General features: G+C 71.2%; 20 protein-coding genes. 12 read left to right on the forward strand and 8 right to left on the reverse strand.

Features of this window, described 5'->3' with window-relative positions; all coding sequences use genetic code 11:
• Window positions 1-37: 37 nt before the first annotated feature.
• The 3 genes from JHE00_RS06385 to JHE00_RS06395 are packed head-to-tail and all read right to left on the reverse strand — an operon-like array spanning window position 38 to window position 3,189.
• Window positions 38-1,552 (reverse strand): multicopper oxidase family protein, encoded by a 1,515-nt coding sequence (locus tag JHE00_RS06385; RefSeq protein ID WP_230422816.1) that lies wholly within the window; start codon window positions 1,550-1,552, stop codon window positions 38-40.
• Between the two features lie 28 nt (window positions 1,553-1,580).
• Complete coding sequence (locus JHE00_RS06390) at window positions 1,581-2,009, reverse strand: hypothetical protein (protein ID WP_200315634.1); 429 nt, start codon at window positions 2,007-2,009, stop codon at window positions 1,581-1,583.
• Entirely contained in the window at window positions 2,002-3,189 is a 1,188-nt protein-coding gene (locus JHE00_RS06395; RefSeq protein ID WP_200315636.1) for an FAD-dependent monooxygenase, read from the reverse strand. Before JHE00_RS06395 ends, JHE00_RS06390 begins: the two co-directional genes overlap by 8 nt.
• A gap of 61 nt (window positions 3,190-3,250) precedes the next feature.
• Between JHE00_RS06395 and JHE00_RS06400 the strand changes: the two genes are divergently transcribed.
• The 3 genes from JHE00_RS06400 to JHE00_RS06410 all read left to right on the forward strand — a co-directional run bounded on the left by JHE00_RS06400 (window position 3,251) and on the right by JHE00_RS06410 (window position 4,597).
• Complete coding sequence (locus JHE00_RS06400) at window positions 3,251-3,727, forward strand: MarR family winged helix-turn-helix transcriptional regulator (RefSeq protein WP_200315638.1); 477 nt, start codon at window positions 3,251-3,253, stop codon at window positions 3,725-3,727.
• A gap of 65 nt (window positions 3,728-3,792) precedes the next feature.
• A complete protein-coding gene (locus JHE00_RS06405; protein ID WP_200315640.1) occupies window positions 3,793-4,362 on the forward strand; it encodes a DUF4232 domain-containing protein in 570 nt (189 codons plus the stop codon).
• 79 nt (window positions 4,363-4,441) lie between these two features.
• Entirely contained in the window at window positions 4,442-4,597 is a 156-nt protein-coding gene (locus JHE00_RS06410) for a hypothetical protein (protein WP_200315642.1), read from the forward strand.
• Between the two features lie 5 nt (window positions 4,598-4,602).
• On the opposite strand, the gene JHE00_RS06415 is transcribed toward JHE00_RS06410, so the two are convergent.
• Complete coding sequence (locus tag JHE00_RS06415; protein WP_200315644.1) at window positions 4,603-4,980, reverse strand: universal stress protein; 378 nt, start codon at window positions 4,978-4,980, stop codon at window positions 4,603-4,605.
• Window positions 4,981-5,010: 30 nt separating this feature from the next.
• On the reverse strand, window positions 5,011-5,499 hold the full coding sequence (gene rraA, locus JHE00_RS06420) for a ribonuclease E activity regulator RraA (RefSeq protein ID WP_200315646.1): 489 nt from the start codon (window positions 5,497-5,499) through the stop codon (window positions 5,011-5,013).
• 272 nt (window positions 5,500-5,771) lie between these two features.
• Between rraA and JHE00_RS06425 the strand changes: the two genes are divergently transcribed.
• From JHE00_RS06425 to JHE00_RS06435, 3 genes are all read left to right on the forward strand, one after another.
• On the forward strand, window positions 5,772-6,860 hold the full coding sequence (locus JHE00_RS06425) for an isocitrate/isopropylmalate dehydrogenase family protein (RefSeq protein ID WP_200315648.1): 1,089 nt from the start codon (window positions 5,772-5,774) through the stop codon (window positions 6,858-6,860).
• Window positions 6,857-7,519, forward strand: a complete 663-nt coding sequence (locus JHE00_RS34950; RefSeq protein WP_200315650.1) for an aspartate/glutamate racemase family protein — start codon at window positions 6,857-6,859, stop codon at window positions 7,517-7,519. Before JHE00_RS06425 ends, JHE00_RS34950 begins: the two co-directional genes overlap by 4 nt.
• Before the next feature lie 71 nt (window positions 7,520-7,590).
• Window positions 7,591-8,889 (forward strand): CitMHS family transporter, encoded by a 1,299-nt coding sequence (locus JHE00_RS06435; RefSeq protein ID WP_200315652.1) that lies wholly within the window; start codon window positions 7,591-7,593, stop codon window positions 8,887-8,889.
• A gap of 9 nt (window positions 8,890-8,898) precedes the next feature.
• Here the strand turns inward: JHE00_RS06435 and JHE00_RS06440 are convergent, their stop codons facing one another.
• Together JHE00_RS06440 and JHE00_RS06445 are read right to left on the reverse strand one after the other, a co-directional pair.
• The gene (locus tag JHE00_RS06440; protein ID WP_200315654.1) at window positions 8,899-9,741 is read right to left on the reverse strand and encodes a LuxR C-terminal-related transcriptional regulator; all 843 of its coding nucleotides are present in this window, start codon (window positions 9,739-9,741) and stop codon (window positions 8,899-8,901) included.
• Window positions 9,742-9,744: 3 nt separating this feature from the next.
• Window positions 9,745-10,974 (reverse strand): TetR/AcrR family transcriptional regulator, encoded by a 1,230-nt coding sequence (locus JHE00_RS06445; RefSeq protein ID WP_200315656.1) that lies wholly within the window; start codon window positions 10,972-10,974, stop codon window positions 9,745-9,747.
• 154 nt (window positions 10,975-11,128) lie between these two features.
• On the opposite strand from JHE00_RS06445, the gene JHE00_RS06450 reads away from it, so the two are divergent.
• The 6 genes from JHE00_RS06450 to JHE00_RS06475 are packed head-to-tail and all read left to right on the forward strand — an operon-like array spanning window position 11,129 to window position 17,470.
• On the forward strand, window positions 11,129-11,662 hold the full coding sequence (locus tag JHE00_RS06450; protein WP_200315658.1) for a cupin domain-containing protein: 534 nt from the start codon (window positions 11,129-11,131) through the stop codon (window positions 11,660-11,662).
• Window positions 11,663-11,690: 28 nt separating this feature from the next.
• Window positions 11,691-12,875, forward strand: a complete 1,185-nt coding sequence (locus tag JHE00_RS06455) for a CaiB/BaiF CoA transferase family protein (RefSeq protein WP_200315661.1) — start codon at window positions 11,691-11,693, stop codon at window positions 12,873-12,875.
• Window positions 12,876-12,878: 3 nt separating this feature from the next.
• On the forward strand, window positions 12,879-13,871 hold the full coding sequence (locus JHE00_RS06460) for an LLM class flavin-dependent oxidoreductase (RefSeq protein WP_200315663.1): 993 nt from the start codon (window positions 12,879-12,881) through the stop codon (window positions 13,869-13,871).
• A complete protein-coding gene (locus tag JHE00_RS06465) occupies window positions 13,871-14,743 on the forward strand; it encodes an enoyl-CoA hydratase (protein ID WP_200315665.1) in 873 nt (290 codons plus the stop codon). Before JHE00_RS06460 ends, JHE00_RS06465 begins: the two co-directional genes overlap by 1 nt.
• 2 nt (window positions 14,744-14,745) lie before the next feature.
• Complete coding sequence (locus tag JHE00_RS06470) at window positions 14,746-16,305, forward strand: class I adenylate-forming enzyme family protein (RefSeq protein ID WP_200315667.1); 1,560 nt, start codon at window positions 14,746-14,748, stop codon at window positions 16,303-16,305.
• A 25-nt stretch (window positions 16,306-16,330) separates the two neighbouring features.
• Window positions 16,331-17,470: an acyl-CoA dehydrogenase family protein gene (locus JHE00_RS06475; RefSeq protein WP_200315669.1), complete on the forward strand. Its 1,140-nt coding sequence runs from the start codon at window positions 16,331-16,333 to the stop codon at window positions 17,468-17,470.
• Window positions 17,471-17,499: 29 nt separating this feature from the next.
• Here the strand turns inward: JHE00_RS06475 and JHE00_RS35525 are convergent, their stop codons facing one another.
• Complete coding sequence (locus JHE00_RS35525) at window positions 17,500-17,622, reverse strand: FCD domain-containing protein (protein WP_307831840.1); 123 nt, start codon at window positions 17,620-17,622, stop codon at window positions 17,500-17,502.
• Window positions 17,623-17,628 lie beyond the last annotated feature (6 nt).

Here is a 17,628-nt window from a genome sequence, read left to right on the forward strand (position 1 = left end):
AGGGCCGCGGTGTGCGGGAGGTCCACGCCGCCGCAGCCTAGTGACCGTGTCCGCCGCCGATGTCGGCCGGCCGCCCACCCGGTTCGACCACCACGAACTGGCCCATCATGCCCTGGTCCTCGTGCCAGAGCAGGTGGCAGTGGTACATGTACGGCATCGCGGGGTCGGTGTGCTCGGTGAACCGCATGATGAGCCGGAACCGGACCTCTGGCGGCAGGTAGACGGTGTCCTTCCAGCCGGACAGCTCAGGAGGCGGAGGGCGCCCGTCGACGCTGAGCACCTGGAACTGCACGTCGTGGACGTGGAAGTTGTGCGGCTGGCGGTGCCCGTTCCAGACCTCCCAGACCTCGGTGGTGTCCACCGTGACGACGTCGTCGACGCGGCCCAGGTCCATCTCCTCGTCGTTGATCCGGTTGTTGCGCAGCTCGAACGTCCGCGTGACCGCGACCGCCGACTCGTCGAGCCGGTCGACGACGGCCAGCCGCGCCGGTACCTCCGGCGAGGGCGCGAGGCGCGCCGCGGCACGCAGGAGCAGCACGTCGAGCTCGTCGGCGGCGCCGCTGTTGCGGGCGCGGGCGTCGGTGAGCCCGAGGTCCTGCGGGTACGACCGCAAGGTCACCTCCTGACCCGGCTCCAGCTCCACGACGACCTCCGCCCGCTCCCCCGGCGTCAGCAACACCCGCTGGAGCGAGAGCGGCTCGCTCAGCAACCCGCCGTCGCTCGCGATCATCGTCACCGGGCGGCCGTCGCCGAGCCCGAAGTTGTAGCTGCGTGCGGTCGAGGCGTTGAGCAGCCGCAGCCGGGTGCGCCGCGCGCCGACCTCGAACACGGGCCCGGCCGTGCCGTTGACGAGGATCGTGTCGCCGACCATGCCGTTGTCGTGACGGGCGGTCTCGATCAGCTGCCCCGTGGAGTCGAAGGTCTTGTCCTGCACGATCACGGGGATGTCGTCCACGCCGTAGGTGCGCGGCAGGTCGAGCGCGGCCTCGTGGTCGTCGTCCACGATGAACAGTCCACCGAGACCTCGGTAGACGTGCCGTTCGGTCTGGCCGTGGGGATGCGGGTGGTACCAGAGCGTGGCGGCGGGCTGGTCGACCCGCCACGACGGTGACCACGTGGCGCCGGGCTCGACCATCTGATGTGGACCACCGTCCGCGGCGGCCGGCAGGTGCATGCCGTGCCAGTGCAGGGTGGTGGCCTCGTCGAGGTGGTTCGTCAGCGTGATGCGGACGGTCTCGCCGCGCCGCGCGCGCAGCGTGGGACCGAGCAGAGCCCCGTTGAGTCCCCACGTGTCGGCCTCGCCGCCCGCGACGATCGCGGAGCGGCCGGCCTGCGCCGCCAGGGCGAACTCCGTGGTTCCGCCGCGCCGGTCGGCCTCGGCGAGCGGCGGGATGCGGAGCCGGTTGCGGAAGTCGACCCTGCCGACCGTGTCGATCGCGCCGCGCGAGCCGAGAGCCGAGCAGCCGGGCAGGGTGGCGGCCGCGGTGACCGCGGCACCGAGTGCGAGGAAGCCGCGCCGGCTCAGGCCGGGCGCGCGACGTCGCGCGTTCATGGGAGTCCTTTCGGAGCTGGGCCAGTGCTCAGGCGGCGGCCGCGACCGGGGCTCGGCGAGCAAGCCGCGCGGGGCGCAGTGACACGGCGCAGAGCAGCAGCGAGACGATGACGATGCCGACGCCGAGCGGCACGTGGACGATGAGGACGTCGGCGTGGCCGAGCCCGAGCTGAACGGTCTCGGCAGCGAAGAGCAGCGTGGCCAGTACCGGGACCCAGAGACTTCCCCTGCCGGGGCGCCACCACAGGATGCCGAGTCCGATGAGGATCATCGACAGCGTGACGATGATGGATCCGTTGACTCCGTGCAGATCCAGGGCGGCGCCGTCGCCGTCGAGGCTCCAGCCCGCCAGCAACGGCTGCGCGCAGACGAGGATGACGTGCGCGACGGCGACGACGATGAGCAGTACGCGAAGAACCTGGCGTGCCCTCCTGCCGAGCGGGGACCTGTCAGTCACGACGGCCGCCGCTGGGTGACCCGTCGACGCGGTAGCCGTACTGCTCGGCGGTGGCCCTGGCACCCATGCGGAGGAACAGGCTCAGCGTCAGGTCGCGGAACAGACTGCCGGTGGCCGACGACGCCTTGCGCTCCCCCACCTGCCGCCCGAACCGGGCGATCTTCTCGGCACGTCCCTTGCGCAGCCGCTGGTAGGACGTGAACGCGGCGGCCGGGGCCTGCTCGTCGCGCAGGCATCGCGCGAGCACCACCGCGTCCTCGATCGCCAGGCTCGCGCCCTGCCCGGTCGACGGGCTGACGGCGTGCGCGGCGTCCCCGACCAGGCACACCCGCTCGGTGCACCAGGTCCGCGGCGAGGGCAGGTCGTAGAGCGGCCAGACGCCGACGGCGCGCTGGGTCGCGGCCAGGATCCGCGGGACCGGGGCGGGGTCGCCGTCGTACAGGTCGCGCAGCGTGCTCATCCAGCGCGTCTGGTCGAGGTCGTCCAGCTCCGAGCGCGCGGGCTCGGTGGCCCTGGGCACGTTGGTGAACCAGTACGCGAGGTTGTCCTTCACCGCGTAGCCGAAGAACCCGCGCCGGCCGAAGATCATCTGCTGCCGGGCACTGTCGGGCAGGTCGACCTTCGTCCAGCCGCCGCAGTCGACGATCCCGGTGTAGGTGGGCAGCGGCGCGTCGGGCCACGTGTGGCGGCGAACCGCGGACCAGATGCCGTCAGCGCCGATCACCACGTCGGCGTCGATCGTGGTGCCGTCGGCGAAGGCCGCCCGCACGCCGTCGCCGTGCTCGGCGAGCCCGGTGAGCCGCGCACCCGTGTCGAACCGGACGCCCGCCTCTCTCGCTCGCCTGGCGAGCTCGGTGCGCAGCGCGGCGCGGCGCAGCACCACTGCCCGCGCACCGTAGCGCGCCGCGTCGTCCTCGCCGCTCAACCTCGCGATGCGGCGGCCTGACGCGTTGTGGAAGTCCAGCCCCGAGAGCTCGAACCCGCCCGCGGCCGCCGGCACGTCACCGTGGCCCAGCGCGCGCAGCGCGTTGACGCCGTTCGGCGCCAGCGTCAGGAACGCGCCCTCGGTGTCGCTGCCCTCCGGCCTCGCCTCGACCAGGCGCACCGGCAGGTCGTGGGCCCGCAGGGCGAGCGCGAGCGCGGACCCGGCGATGCCCCCTCCGACGATCAGGATCTCCATCGTCAACTCCTTGAGAGATTTAGTTCGTTCTATCGAACGAACTAAAGTTATCATTGATCTCATGGGCACGGCAACGCAGGACGATCCGGAACGCGCCGAGGCACTGCGGGCGATCGCCGACTCAGGCCGGATGCAGAGCACCGCGATGGTGCTGTTCCACACCAACCTGTCCAAGCAGGTCGGGCTCGGGCCGACCGAGGAGAAGGTGCTGGAGCTGGTGCGCAGGCACGGGCACCCCTCGGCCGGGGAGCTCTCGGAGCAGGCCGGGATGGCGAAGAACTCGATCAGTGACGTGCTCGACCGGCTCGAGAGCAAGGGGTTCGTCGAACGACAGCCTCATCCCACCGACGGGCGCAAGGTGGCGATCGTCGCCACGGGCGAGGGCGCCGCCCGCATCGGCGGGCTCTTCACGGGGATGATGCGCAGGCTGGCGAAGCTGCAGGAGAACTACACCACCGACGAGCTGCGGCTGATCGCCGACTACCAGCGACAGGCGGCCGAGATCCAGGCCGACGAGGGCCGCAAGCTCTCCTCGTAGGCCCGGCTGTCCGCCGCGCTGAGCCCGGTGGACGTCCCGGCCCGCGGGCCCGCAACACTGTGCCGGTGAAGTACCGAAGACTCGCCCTGCTCGCGGTGTTCGCACTCGGAGCCTGCACCGGCGAGCCCGCCCCGGTCGCGCCGAGCCCCACGGCACCGCCGACCGCCGCCGACGCCTGCCCCGGCACCGGAGTCGCCGTCACCACGGGACTCTCCGAGGCGGCGACGGGCCTGCGAGTACTGCACCTCGAACTCACCAACTGCGGCGACGAGCCCTACGAGCTGACCGGGCATCCGGAGCTCCGCGTACTGGACGACAGCGGTGACCCGCTCACCGTGCGCATCGGCCACGGCTCCTCGGGAATCGCGACGGTCACCGGATTCGACGACCCGCCCCGGCCGCTGAGCCTGCGGCCCGGCGAGGTGGCCGAGACGCTGCTGATGTGGAAGAACACCACCACCGACGGCACACCCCAGCTCGGCAGCGCCCTGTCGATCGCGCCCATGCCGGAGCGGCCGTGGCAGCCCGTGGAGGTCGGCGAGGGCTCCGGCGATCTCCACCTCGATCTCGGCACCACCGGAGAGCTCGGCGTCAGCGCCTGGCGCCAGGCGGCCACCCCAGAAGGCACCTCGTGACCGTCGAGTACCCGGCGATGCGGGCCCAGGTCGTCGTCGCGCTGCATGCTCTCGCCGATGTCGACTACGAGCAGCGAGTGTGGATTCGCCGGGATACCCGCACTCCAGGTTCTACGACGACTTCGACCTGAGCATTCACATCCTGTACGACGGCACGAGGCCGCTGGAACTACCCGAGTGGCCGGTCGGCGTCGCGACGGCGAAGGCCGCACTCGACGTGTTCACCCGCGGCTGAGAGCCCTACGGCTTCACACACACGACCGGGCAGGTCGCGTCGCCGAGCAGGTGGTGGGCGTTGCTGCCCAGGATCATCTTCGCCGTGGCGGTCCGCTTGCGAATGCCGACCACCAGCAGCCGGGCATCGGTGTCCTCGACGAGCCGCAAGGCCCGGTCGGCGGGGTCGTCGTCGCCACGGTAGGTCGAGTACTCGATCGCCCGCGCCTGCAGCGTCGCCGTGAACTCGTCCGTGCGCGCCCAGGACGCGTGCCCTGGCCGGGAGGGGACGTCACTGCGGCTCAGCACCACGTGCAGGTGCTCGCCGTCGGCTCGGTGGTCCATGGCCCAGTCGAGGGCCGCGGCGCCGGCCGCTGAATCCGTGGCAAAGACCACAATGGACATCACGCACTCACTTTCCGTTGTCCGTCAACGTCATCGGACGGGAAGCACGACCACGCCGTCGGCGTCGCTGTGCAGCTCGGCGCCGGGAGTGAACGTCGCGCCACCGAACCGGACCGGCACGTCGCGTTCTCCCTGCCCGGTCTTGGTGCTCTTGCGCGGGTTCGTGCCGAGCGCCTTGATACCGATGTCGAGCGCGCCCAGTGCGGCGGCGTCCCGCACCGCCCCGTTGATCACGACGCCGGCCCATCCCCCGGCCACCGCCAGCCCGGCGATCAGGTCGCCCATCAAGGCGCGATGTACCGACCCGCCGCCGTCGACCACCAGCACCCGGCCGCGCCCCGGTTCGGTCAGGACCTCCTTGAGCAGGGCGTTGTCCTCGTGGCATCGCACGGTGACGATCGGCCCGGTGAAGGACGCGCGGCCGCCGAAGGACCGGAACTGCGTGTCACAGGACTCGAGGGCATCGCCGTGCTCGTCGAACAGGTCGGACGTGGGCACGGCGCGCTGGTGCTGGGTCAACGGATCACTCCTCGACGATCGGTCGCTGTCGGCCGTCAGCGTACAAGCATGGTTATAACCTACCGGACCGACCAGGCGGCCTTGAGCTTGTGACAACGGACATAAGCCGACCGCTTGACGAACGCAGGTTATAACCAGCAGAGTCCCCCGGCAGCGAGTCCCGCGTGCCGCGGACCGGGTACCTGATGTGCTCCCGCGGCGCGCGACGCAGTTGTGCTCTCGACGCGGTGCAGATCGGGCACCGCGCCACACCCGAAAGGCCCTCACCTGACATGACTGGCACGCGAGTTCACGCCTACCGGCTCGGCGTTCTCCTCGGCGACGGCATCGGCCCCGAGATCGTTCCGTCCGCGGTCGCGGTCGTCGACGCCGCGCTCGAGCGCGCCGGGGTCGAGCCCGTCGAGTGGGTCGAACTGCCGCTGGGCGCCGACGCGATCGACAGCCACGGCGCCCACACCCCGGAGTCCACACTCGACGCGCTCGCCGGGCTGGACGCCTGGCTGCTCGGCCCGCACGACAGCGTCGCCTATCCGGAACCGCACAGGTCGCAGCTCAACCCGAGTGGCACGATCCGCAAGCACTTCGGGCTCTTCGCCAACATCCGGCCGGCCAAGGCGCTCCCCGGCGGCAACGCGGTGGTCGACAACACCGACCTGATCATCGTCAGGGAGAACACCGAGGGCTTCTACGCCGACCGCAACACCCATGCGGGCACCGGCGAGTTCATGCCGACCCCCGACGTCGCGATCGCGCACGGCATCATCACGCGCGCGGCCACCGAACGCATCGCGACGACCGCCTTCGAGCTGGCCCGTACCCGCGGCAAGAAGGTGACCATCGTCCACAAGGCCAACGTGCTCAAGCTGACCACCGGCCTGTTCCGCTCGGTCTGTCTCGAGATCGCGGCGCGGTACCCCGACGTCACGGTCGACGACTTCCACATCGACGCGATGACGATGAAGCTGGTCCGCAAGGCCGACGAGTTCGACGTGATCGTCACCGAGAACATGTTCGGCGACATCCTGTCCGATCTCGCCGGTGAGATCGCCGGCTCGCTGGGCATCGCGCCGTCGGTCAACTCGTCCGCGACGCACGCGATGGCCCAGGCCGCCCACGGCTCGGCGCCCGACATCGCGGACAGGAACCTCGCCAACCCGATCGCCATGCACCTGTCCAGCGCGATGCTGCTCGACTGGCTCGCCACCAGGAACGACGACGAGCGCCTGCGCGGGGCCGCGAAGCGCCTCGAACAGGGCGTCGCGGCGACCGTGACCGCGGGCACCTCGACCCGCGACCTCGGCGGTTCCGCCTCCACCACGGAGTTCACCGAGGCCGTCGTCGCCGCGATCCACGCCTCGTGAGCGGGCACCGGCCTCTCGTGGCGCTGATCCACGCCACGCCCGCGGCCATGGCGCCCGCCGCGGCGGCCTTCGCGGACGCGTTCCCCGCCGTGCGGCTGTGGAACCTGCTCGACGACACCCTGGTGGCCGACGCGGAGCGGGCGGGCGGGCTGACCGCCGCACTGCGCACCCGGATGCGCACGCTGATCGGCTACGCCATCGACGGCGGTGCGGACGCCGTCGTGCTGAGCTGCTCGATGTTCGGGCCCGTCGCGGCCGAGCAGTACGACGTTCCGGTCCTGTCCTCCGACGCGGCACTGTTCGACGCGGTGGCCCGGCTCGCCCCTGGGCGGGCCACCGTACTCGGGCCGTTCCCCGCCGCCACCGAGGACACCGTCGCACGGCTGCGGGCTCACCTCGGCCACTCCACGACCGTCTCGGGCGTGGTCGTCGCCGGGGTCCGCGAGGCGCTCGCCTCCGGGCAGCCGGCGAGAGCGGGTGAGCTGATCGCCGCGGCCGCGACCGACGCGGGCCACGCCGATGTGCTCGTGCTGGGCCAGTTCTCGCTGGCCCCGGCCAGAGACGAGGCACAGGCCGCACTGCCGATACCCGTGTTCAGCTCTCCGCACCTGGCGGCACAGGCACTGCGCGCCAGGCTCGGCGGCGACGCGACGCCATGACCACCCCTGGCTGAGGCACCCAGCCGCTCCCCTGACACCGCCCGATGTGCTCGACCAACGTTGGAGAACACATGCTCGCCGTGCTCGGCTTCCTGACTCTCGGCACCTTCATGGTGCTGGTGATGCGCAAGTACGCCACCGCGTTCGTCGCCATCATCGCCGCCCCGGTCCTCTTCGCGATCATCGCGGGCCGGGGCGGGGATCTCGGCGACATGGCGATGGCGGGGATCGAAACCGTCGCGCCCACGGCGGTGCTGCTGCTCTTCGCGGTGCTCTACTTCGGCGTGATGATGGACGCCAAGCTGTTCGACCCGATCTCCAACGGGATCATCCGGCTGTCCAAAGGGGACCCGGTGCGGATCTGTGTGGGCACCGCGGTGCTCTCGCTGCTGGTGGCACTGGACGGCGACGGCACCACGAGCTACATGATCATCTGCTCGGCGTTCTTGCCGATCTACCGCCGCATCGGCATGAACCCGCTCGTGATCGCGGCCATCGCGACCATGAGCCTCGGCGCCATCTCCGGCTCGACCCCGTGGGGCGGTGCCGCCACCCGTGCGATCTCGGTCCTGCACCTCGACGCCGCCGAGTACTTCGTGCCGATCATCCCGTCGCTGGCGCTGACCTCGGTCCTCATCGTCGGCATCGCCTACCTGCTCGGGCGGGGACAGCGCAAACGCATCGACCCCGACGTCGTCGCCGAGTTCGCCGCGGAGATCGCGAACAGCGACACCGACCGTTCCGCGGCCCGGAGCTGGAAGCTGTGGTTCAACGCCGGGCTCACCGCGCTGCTGCTGGTACTCCTCGTCACCGGCGTCGCACCGCTCGTCACGCTCTTCATGGGTGGCTTCGTCATCGCCCTGCTCGTCAACCACCCGAAGCTCGCCGATCAGGGCGAGGTCGTCAAACGCCACGCCTCCTCGGCGGTGCCGGTGGTCATGCTCGTGCTCGGCGCCGGGATCTTCACCGGGATCCTGTCCGAGACCGGCATGGTCGACGCGATGGCCGAGTCCGCGCTCGCCATCGTCCCCGACGGTCTCGGACAGCTCATCCCGCTGTTCACCGCCCTCGTCGGACTCCCGCTGAGCTTCTTCATGTCCAACGACGCGTACTTCTTCGGCGTCGTGCCCGTGCTCGCCGAATCGGCGGCACAACACGGCGTCGAGGCCTACGAGATCGCCCGCGCCGCCGTCGCGGGGCAGATGCTGCACTCCATCGGGCCGGCCTCGGCTCCGCTGTGGGTGCTGCTCGGTCTGCTCAAGAAGGACCTCGGCGAGTTCCAGCGCTTCGCCCTGATCCGGGTCACCGTCGCCTCGCTCGGCATGGTCGGCTTCATGGTCCTCACCGGAGCGATCTCCGTGGGCTTCTGACGCGCGAGGTCAGTCGATGAGTCGTCGCGCCCGTGCGAGAAAGGCGGCGTGGGTGCGGTTGGTGGCATCGAGTTTGCGCATGGCGCTGCGGACGTACGCCTTCACGGTGTTCGGCATCAGCCCCAGCGCCGCGGCGATGTCGTTGTTCGAGGCCCCGGCGGCAACCTGCTGGAGCACCTGCACCTCGCGTCGCGACAGCGGGCCGCGCTCGCCCGGTTGCGCCGGGCGCTGCGCCCCGGTGACCCGCAGCAGGCCGTCGCAGACCTCGTGCAGACGTTGCCGTGCGGCGTCGTCGCCGACCAGTTCGATCGCGGACTCCAGCTGGGTCAGCAGGGCGTCCAGGGCGTGCGGGTCGAGCGAGTGCGTCGCCGCCTGTGCGGCCACGCGGCGCTGGACCTCGAGCTCGATCTCCAGCTCACGTTCAAGTGCCCTCACGGCGGCGTCCGCGCGGGCCAGGGTGCGGTCGCCGAACGGGAGCGGGTCACGCCGGGCCAGGTAGAGCAGTCCCACCGCGCTGCCGTGCAGCCGCACCGGCATGGCCAGTGCCGTGTCGACGCGCTCGGGCGCGACAGCGCGATCGTAGGCGTGCACGATGTGCGGCGCGGCGAAATAGTCGCTCACGGCCACCGGCCTTCCGAGCGCGAGCGCCTTGCCGCCGAGCCCGGCTCCGCGCCGGACCCGCAGGTGCCGCAGGCTCTGCCCGAGGTTGCCGTCCAGGTGCCGGATCGTCATCGAGGCGCCGTCGGCGTCGAGCGGCCCGCCGAAGGCCAGGTCGACCGCGCAGTCGGCACGCAGTCCGCGCACGCCGCGCGAGAGCAGCCGGTCGAGTTCGCGGGTGGAGGCGACGGGCATGGTTCACCCCTCCCGCGATGCCGAGCCGACGGTCCTGAGTGGATGGTTGGTCGGCACGTCGAGCACGGCCGTCGCCGCGTGTGCGATCGCGTCCACCGCGCCCTCGGCGCGCAGGACGCGCGGGGTCCGGACGGTGTCGTCGATGAGGACCCGCGCCGTATGGGCGAGCAGCTGGGTGGCCGGGTCGGACCGCTCCGGGTGCGCGGCGCGCGTCCAGTGCGCCCACTCCTGGAGGTGCTCGCCCCGGGCACGGACGAGCCGCTCGGCGGCGTCGGCGGGCAGGTGATGAGACTCCGTCACGGTCACCGACAGCAGGTTCTCCGCCTCGGTCGCGAGCCCGACGTAGCCCGCGACCAGCGCGGCAGGCGCACCGGACTCGCCGGTGACCGATCGCAGGGCCCTGATCGTCTCCAGCGACACCCATTCGCCGAACCGGTCGACGATCGCCACGAGCATGGCGGTCTTGCTCTCGAAGTAGCGGTAGATGGCGGGCCCGGCCAGGCCCGCGGCGGCGGCGATCCCGTCGACGCTCGCGCCGTCGAACCCGTGGTGCCGGAACGTCTCCGCGGCGATGGTGATCAGTTGTTCCCGGCGTGAGGCCGGCACCGGCCCACCGCTCGGTCTCGTCCCGGCGTCGAGCGGGCGCGCGTCGTGGTCCACCACGGCGAGCGCCGCCGCGCTGAGCCACGCGGCCGTCTGCTCGGTGTCGCCGGGCCCCGCGGGGTTCTCGCCGTGACTGTTGAGCACGGCGATCACCGCCCATGCCCGCACCGTGACGTCGACGGGCTCGAGCTCCGGCATCCGGTTCCGGATCACGCGGGCGAGCCCGGCCGCCAGGTCGTTCAGCCTGCTGCGCAGGATGCGGGAGCTCTCCGGGTCCAGGTGGCGGGCCTCCCGCTTCCACAGCCGGGTCATGTCCGGGTTGGCCAGTGACGCCCTGGCCATGCCGTGCAGGTCGGAGGGCAGCTCCGCCGGGTCGTAGCCGTTCGCGAACCTCGGCAGTGCCTCCAGGAACTGTCCCTGCGTCTCGAACAGCACGTGGGACAGCAACGCGTCCTTGTTGGCGTAGTGCCGGTACAGCGCGCGCGGCGTGATCCCCGTGGCCTCGGCGATGTCGCTCATCCGCACCGAGTGGAAGCCGCGCTCGGCGAACAACGCCCGCGCGTTGGCGGAGATCTGCTCCCTGCGGTCACTCGGCCTGCGGGCCTTGGGGGTTCCCACTCCGCTGGTCATCCGCCGAGACTAACACGTGAACGCTGATGTACTTACTTGACGCTTTGGTCTGTTTGGCCCCATACTTCCGCCCTAATGCGGAGATCGACTCGTTAACGTTCAACGACGTAGCGCAGACTCCGCCACGTACACATCTCGGGAGGCGAGCGACACGATGAAGGTCCGCAGGGTTGTCATGGGCGACGACGGCAACGGCATGACGACGGTGATCGAGGACGCGTCCGTGGAGCCGACCACGGCCACGCTGCTGCCGGGCGTGGAGATCCACCGCGTGTGGGAGCTCGACTCGGTGTCGGTGCCCGTCACCGACGCGTCGGCGGGCGCCCCCAAGTCCACGTTCTTCCCCGCTCACCCCGGCGTGCGGTTCGGGTTCCTCACCGTGCCGCCCGGCATCACCTACATCCCGGAGCCCGGCGCGGACCTGCAGGCCGCGGCGGCGGAGATGGAGCAGCGCCTGCCGGGCGCGGCCGCGACATTCGCGTTCCCCGACAAGCCGGGCGCACACGTCACGCAGACCGTCGACTACATCGTCGTGCTCTCCGGCGCGGGCCTGCTCCGCTTCGACGACGTCGAGGTGCGGCTCTCCCAGGGCGACTGCCTGATCCAGAACGGCAACCCGCACGCCTGGTTCAACGACGGAGACGAGCCGTTCGTGCTGGCCTTCGCCCTCTGCGGCGCGCCCGCCTGACCCACCTCCGCACCGAAAGGCACTGCGCGTGAGCACACAGCCGGCGCCCTACCCGGGAGGCGGGCCGGGTGAGCACCCGAGCTCACCCGGCCCGCTCGCCGGGGTGAAGGTGGTGGAGCTGGCCGCGATCGGGCCCGCACCGTTCGCGGCGATGCTCCTCGCCGACATGGGCGCGCAGGTGATCCGCCTCGAACGCCCCGGCGACGGCAGCGTCGGCGCGGGCTCGTGGAACCACCTGCACCGAGGCAGGCCGTCCGTGGCCTGCGACCTCTCCACCACCCAGGGCCGGGAGCTCGTGCTGCGACTGGCCGAGACCGCCGACCTCGTGGTCGAGGGGTTCCGGCCCGGGGTGCTGGAGCGGCTGGGCCTGGGTCCCGACGACGTGCTGGCGCGCAACCCCGCGCTGGTGTACGGCCGGGCCACCGGGTACGGCCAGGACGGACCGCTGGCGACCGTGCCCGGACACGACATCAACTACCTCGCGGTGGCGGGAGCGCTCGGCGCCATCCGCCGCCACGGGCAACGCCCGCTCGCTCCGCTGAGCCTCGTAGGCGACTTCGGCGGCGGCGGGATGCTGCTCGCCTTCGGCCTGCTGTGCGGACTCGTCGAGGCCCGCACCTCCGGCCGGGGGCAGGTGGTGGACGCCGCGATGGTCGACGGCACCGCGCTGCTCACCACCGTGTTCCACGCGCTGCGCAACGCGGGCGACTGGGCCGAGGAGCCGGGCACCAACGTCCTCGACAGCGGTGCGCACTTCTACGAGGTCTACGACACCGCCGACGGTCACGTCGCCGTCGGCGCGCTCGAACCGAAGTTCTACGCCGAACTGCTGCGGTTGCTCGCACTCGACCCGGCCGAGTTCCCGCAGTGGGAGCGTGCGCGCTGGACCGAGCTCAAGCACCGGTTCGCGCGGATCTTCCGGACCCGCACCACCGCGCACTGGGCCGAGCTGTTCGAACACGAGCAGGCCTGCGTCACCGCCGTATACGGACTCGGCGACGCGCCCGATCATCCCCACAACCGGGCCCGCGGCACGTTCGTCGAGATCGACGGCGCGCTGCAGCCCGCCCCGGCTCCCCGGTTCAGCCGGACCCCCGCACCGACCCCGGCGCCCGCCGCCGACCCGGGGCCGGACGACGGGGCCGCGCTCGCCGCGTGGGGACTCGGCGCGGACGACATCGCCACCCTCACCCGATCACCTGAAAGGACCTGATCCATGGGCTCGCCACAGCTGTCCTGCGCGTTCTACACAGGACCGAACACCCCGGACCACATCGCGCTCGCCGAACGACTCGGCTACCACCGGGCGTGGGTGTACGACTCCCCCGCGCTGTGCCTCGACTCGTGGAGCGCACTGGCCCGCGCCGCCGACCGCACCGAGCGGATCGGCCTCGCCACCGGTGTGGCGGTGCCCAAGCTGCGCCACCTCACGGTGACGGCGTCGGCCATCGCGACCATCGAGTCGATCGCCCCCGGCCGTTTCACCCTCGGGGTGGGAACCGGCTTCACCGGACTGCGCGCACTCGGGCACAAGCCGATGAAGTGGACCGACGTCGCCGAGTACGTCACGGCGCTCAAGACCCTGCTGCGCGGCGAGCCCGTGCAGTGGGAGGGCAAGACGATGCGCCTCATGCACGCGAGCGGCTACCTGCCGTCGCTGCCCGTCGAGTTCGACGTCTACATGGCCACCGAGGGCCCCAAGGGCTTCGCCGTGGCCAGGGAGCACGCCGACGGCATTCTCACCGTGAACGCCGAACCGGACGAGGGCTGGAAGAACTCCGCGCGCTGGGCGATGGGCACGGTGCTCGACGACGGCGAGTCCCCGACCGCCGACCGCGTGTGGGCCGCCGCCGGCCATGCCGCCGTCGTGATCTATCACCTCTACTACGAGGCGGGCCTCGACCTGAACGCGTTGCCGGGCGGAGCGGAGTGGGGCGAGGTGATCGCGTCGATGTCCGAGGAGGAGCGGCATCTGTCCCTCCACAAGGGACACCTGATGGAGGTGTCCGAGCACGACGACCGGCTCATCCCGCGCGAGACCGTCTCGGCGCTGACGTTCACCGGCACCGTCGAGCAGCTGCGGGCCCGGCTCGAGGAGATGGCGGCCAAGGGCATCACCGAGGTCGTCTACCAGCCCGCGGGCCCGGACATCCCCCGTGAGCTCGAGGCCTTCGCCAGCCTCGTGCCGTCGGAAGCCGTGGCGCGCTGATGTCGGCGAGCACGATCCGGTACGAGCAGCCCGAGCCCGCCATCGCCCGGATCGTGCTCGCCCGTCCCGGCAAGCGCAACGCACAGGACCGCGATCTGCTGTACGCACTCGACGACGCCTACACCCGCGCGGTGCGCGACGACCAGGTCCGGGTGATCATCCTCGCCGCCGAGGGCCCCGACTTCTCCTCCGGCCACGACCTCGACGCCGACTGGACGATGGACGGCACGCGGGCCAGAACGCTCACCGGCGGGTTCGAGGCCGAGGGCGCGGAGAGCTGGTTCGCCACCGAGGAGGAGCTGTTCACCGGCCTGTGCCTGCGGTGGCGGGATCTGCCGCGGCCCACCATCGCCGAGGTCAGGGGCCGGGTGATCGGCGGCGGCCTAATGCTCGTGTGGCCGTGTGACCTCGTGGTGGCCGCCGAGTCGGCGACCTTCGCCGACCCGATCACCGCGTTCGACATGAACGGCACCGAGTACTTCACGCACCTGTGGGAGGTCGGTGCCCGACGGGCCAAGGAAATGCTGTTCACCGGCGATCCGATCGGAGCGCACGACGCGCTGGCGATGGGCATGGTCAACCGGGTCGTGCCCGACGCCGACCTCGAGAGCGCCACCCTGGAGCTGGCGGGCCGGATCGCCGCCCGGCCCCCGTTCGGGCTGCGGCTGGCCAAGCGCGCGGTGAACCACGGACTCGACCTCCAGGGCCAGCGTGCCGCCGTCGAGTCGGCCTTCGGCCTGCACCAGCTCGGCCACAACCACAACCTCCGGCTGCACGGCGACATCGTCGATCCGGCGGGCCGCGAGATCATCAGGCAGAACTCCCGGCGGGGCCGTCCGGACCACCGGGACACCTCCACCCGGGAGCCATGACGATGAACCCCTCCGCCCTGCTCGCCAAGAGCGCCCAGATCTACGGTGACCGCATCGCGTTCGCGTGCGGCGACCGACGGCAGACCTACGCCGAGCTGCGCGAGCGCGCGGCCAGGCTCGCGAACGCACTGCACGACGCGGGAATCGGGCAGGGCGAGCGGGTGGCCGTGCTCAGTGACAACGCGTTCGAGGCGCTGGAGCAGCTCGCCGGCCTCGCCGTCGGCGGTCACGTCCGGTGCGCGCTCTACGCCCACGAGCCCGCCGAGAAGAACCTCTACCTGCTCCAGCTCACCGGCGCCTCGGCGTTGGTGGTGCAGGACAAGCACTACGCCGCGATGGCGCCGGTGCTCGCGCAGGCTCCCGACGTCCGGGTGGTGCTCGTCGTGGGCGACGCGCCCGAGGGCACGCGCGGCTACGAGCAGGCGCTCGCCGAGGCCTCGACCGACCTGCCGGAGGTGACACTGCGGCCGGACGACCCGCACGTCATCCGGTTCTCCTCGGGCACAACCGGCAAGCCCAAGGGCATCCTGCACACCGTGCGCGGCTGGATGGACATGGGCAACGAGTTCGCGCTCGTGCTGGGCGGGTTCACCGCCGACGACCGCTACCTCGCCGCGACGCCCTTCAGCCACGCCGCGGGACTGGTGGCCTGGCCGCTGATCGCCGTCGGCGCGGGCAGCGTCGTCATGACGTCGTTCGATCCCGACGCCTGGCTCGGCATCGTGGAGCAGGAGCGGATCACGTTCGGGATGCTGGCGCCCACCATGATCCAGCTGGTCGTGAACCACCCGGGAGCGGCGCAACGCGACGTGTCGAGCCTGCGCACCATGCTCTACGGCAGCGCACCGATCTCGGAGACCACGCTCGTGGCGGCGCTGCGGCTGTGGGGCGACATCATGTACCAGACCTACGGACAGAGCGAGGCCATGCCGATCACGTGCCTCACCTCCGGTTACCACGTCCCCGACGGCACCGAGGCGCAACGCGCGTGGCTGCGCTCGGCGGGCCGCCCGACCCCGAACTCGGTGGTGCGCATCGTCGACGACGAGGGCAACGACCTGCCGCCGGGCGAGGTCGGCGAGGTCGTCGCGCTGTGTCCCGGCACGATGCACAGCATCTGGGGCGACCCGGAGGCGACGGAGCAGCGTCTGCTGCCGGGCGGCTGGATCCGCACGCGCGACATGGGATCGCTGTCGGAGGACGGGTTCCTGTTCCTGGCCGACCGCAAGGAGGACACGATCATCTCCGGCGGGTTCAACATCTGGCCGATGGAACTGGAGAACGCGCTCGCCGCGCACCCCGCGGTCGCCGAGGTGTCGGTGGTGGGAGTGCCGCACGCCAAGTGGGGCGAGACCCCGCACGCGGCCGTCGTGCTCCACGACGGCGCGAGCGTCACCGAGGACGAACTGATCGAGTGGAGCAGGCAGCAGGTGGGCTCGGTCAAGAAGATCACGGGCGTCACGTTCACGGACTCGCTGCCGCGCACCCCGATCGGCAAGGTGCTCCGCAGGCTCGTCCGCGACCAGTACCTGGGCGAGGCCCCGCGCATCGCGGGCGCCTGAGCCCCACCGACGGAAGGAAGAACCCGTGCCACTGGACGCCGGGACGCGCAAGGACTTCGCGGAGGCGGTCCGCGAGTTCGCCGAGCGCGAGTGCGGAACGAGAGAGCGGCGCGTCGCCCACACCGGCGGCGAGACCGAGGCCCACAGCCCCGGCCTCTACGCGAAGCTGGCCGAACTCGGCTGGACCGGGGTGGCGATGCCCGAGGAGTACGGCGGCGGTGGCGGCGGACTCGCCGACGCGTGCGTGCTGCTGGAGGAACTGGCGTACGGCCAGGTCCCGGTGTTCGCGCTCGGGATCTCGATGATCGCGGCGAAGGCCGTGGAGAAGTTCGGCACGGAGCAGCAGCGCGAGGACCTGATCGGCGGGTTCTGCCGCGGCGAGGTCTGCTCGGTGGCGATGAGCGAACCCGAGGCGGGCTCGGACGTGGGATCGCTGCGGTGCCGGGCCGAGCGGCATGGCGACGAGTTCGTGCTCAACGGGCAGAAGACGTGGATCTCGTGCGCGCACTACGCCGACCGGATGCTGCTCGTGTGCCGCACCGACTCGTCGGCGGCCAAGCACCAGGGCATCACGATGCTGACCGTGCCGCTGCCCACCGACGGTGTCACGGTCCGCGGGATCGACACGCTCGGCGGGCGCGAGGTCAACGACGTCTACTTCACCGACGCCGTGGTGCCCGCCGCGAACGTCATCGGTGAGGTGGGCGGCGCGTGGCCGCAGCTGATGGCCGGACTGAACTTCGAACGGATCACCTGCGCTGCGATCTTCCTGGGCAAGGCGAGGCGCGCGTTCGACGACACGCTGGCCTATCTCAAGCAGCGCACGCAGTTCGGCCGCCCGATCGGTAGCTTCCAGGTGTTGCGGCACCGGATGGCCGACCTCGCGACCGAACTAGAGTGCTGCCGGGAGTTCGTGCACGGCCTCGCGGCCAGAGTCGACACCGAGCCCGAGGTGCAGCGGGCGAGGGAGGCCTCGATGGCCAAGCTGAAGGTCACCGAGACCGCCAAGCGCATCAGCATCGAGGGCATGCAGATGTTCGGAGGGGCGGGCTACACCACCGAGTTCGACATCGAGCGGCACCTGCGCGGCAACATCATCTCGACGGTGTTCGCGGGCACCAGCGAGATCCAGCGCGAGATCATCGCGAGTTCCTACGGCCTCTGAGGTTCTGCGGGGCCGCCGACGCGAACGTTCTAGCGTTGGTTGTGTGCGGCGAGGTGCTTGCGCAGATAGGTCAGGTGCTTGACGATCGCGTCCTCGGCGGCATCAGGATCACGCTCGGCGATGGCATCCACGATGGCCTTGTGCTGACGCACCGTCGC

It is taken from the genome of Prauserella cavernicola, assembly GCF_016595675.1.
In the GTDB taxonomy this organism is placed as follows: Bacteria; Actinomycetota; Actinomycetes; order Mycobacteriales; family Pseudonocardiaceae; genus Prauserella_A; species Prauserella_A cavernicola.

Excerpts from the sequence above, each read along its gene's own strand:
- JHE00_RS06385 (WP_230422816.1), bottom strand. The coding sequence starts at position 1,552 with ATGAACGCGCGACGTCGCGCGCCCGGCCTGAGCCGGCGCGGCTTCCTC.
- JHE00_RS06395 (WP_200315636.1), bottom strand. The coding sequence starts at position 3,189 with ATGGAGATCCTGATCGTCGGAGGGGGCATCGCCGGGTCCGCGCTCGCG.
- JHE00_RS06400 (WP_200315638.1), top strand. The coding sequence starts at position 3,251 with ATGGGCACGGCAACGCAGGACGATCCGGAACGCGCCGAGGCACTGCGG.
- JHE00_RS06415 (WP_200315644.1), bottom strand. The coding sequence starts at position 4,980 with ATGTCCATTGTGGTCTTTGCCACGGATTCAGCGGCCGGCGCCGCGGCC.
- JHE00_RS06425 (WP_200315648.1), top strand. The coding sequence starts at position 5,772 with ATGACTGGCACGCGAGTTCACGCCTACCGGCTCGGCGTTCTCCTCGGC.
- JHE00_RS06435 (WP_200315652.1), top strand. The coding sequence starts at position 7,591 with ATGCTCGCCGTGCTCGGCTTCCTGACTCTCGGCACCTTCATGGTGCTG.
- JHE00_RS06440 (WP_200315654.1), bottom strand. The coding sequence starts at position 9,741 with ATGCCCGTCGCCTCCACCCGCGAACTCGACCGGCTGCTCTCGCGCGGC.
- JHE00_RS06445 (WP_200315656.1), bottom strand. The coding sequence starts at position 10,974 with ATGACCAGCGGAGTGGGAACCCCCAAGGCCCGCAGGCCGAGTGACCGC.
- JHE00_RS06450 (WP_200315658.1), top strand. The coding sequence starts at position 11,129 with ATGAAGGTCCGCAGGGTTGTCATGGGCGACGACGGCAACGGCATGACG.
- JHE00_RS06460 (WP_200315663.1), top strand. The coding sequence starts at position 12,879 with ATGGGCTCGCCACAGCTGTCCTGCGCGTTCTACACAGGACCGAACACC.
- JHE00_RS06465 (WP_200315665.1), top strand. The coding sequence starts at position 13,871 with ATGTCGGCGAGCACGATCCGGTACGAGCAGCCCGAGCCCGCCATCGCC.
- JHE00_RS06470 (WP_200315667.1), top strand. The coding sequence starts at position 14,746 with ATGAACCCCTCCGCCCTGCTCGCCAAGAGCGCCCAGATCTACGGTGAC.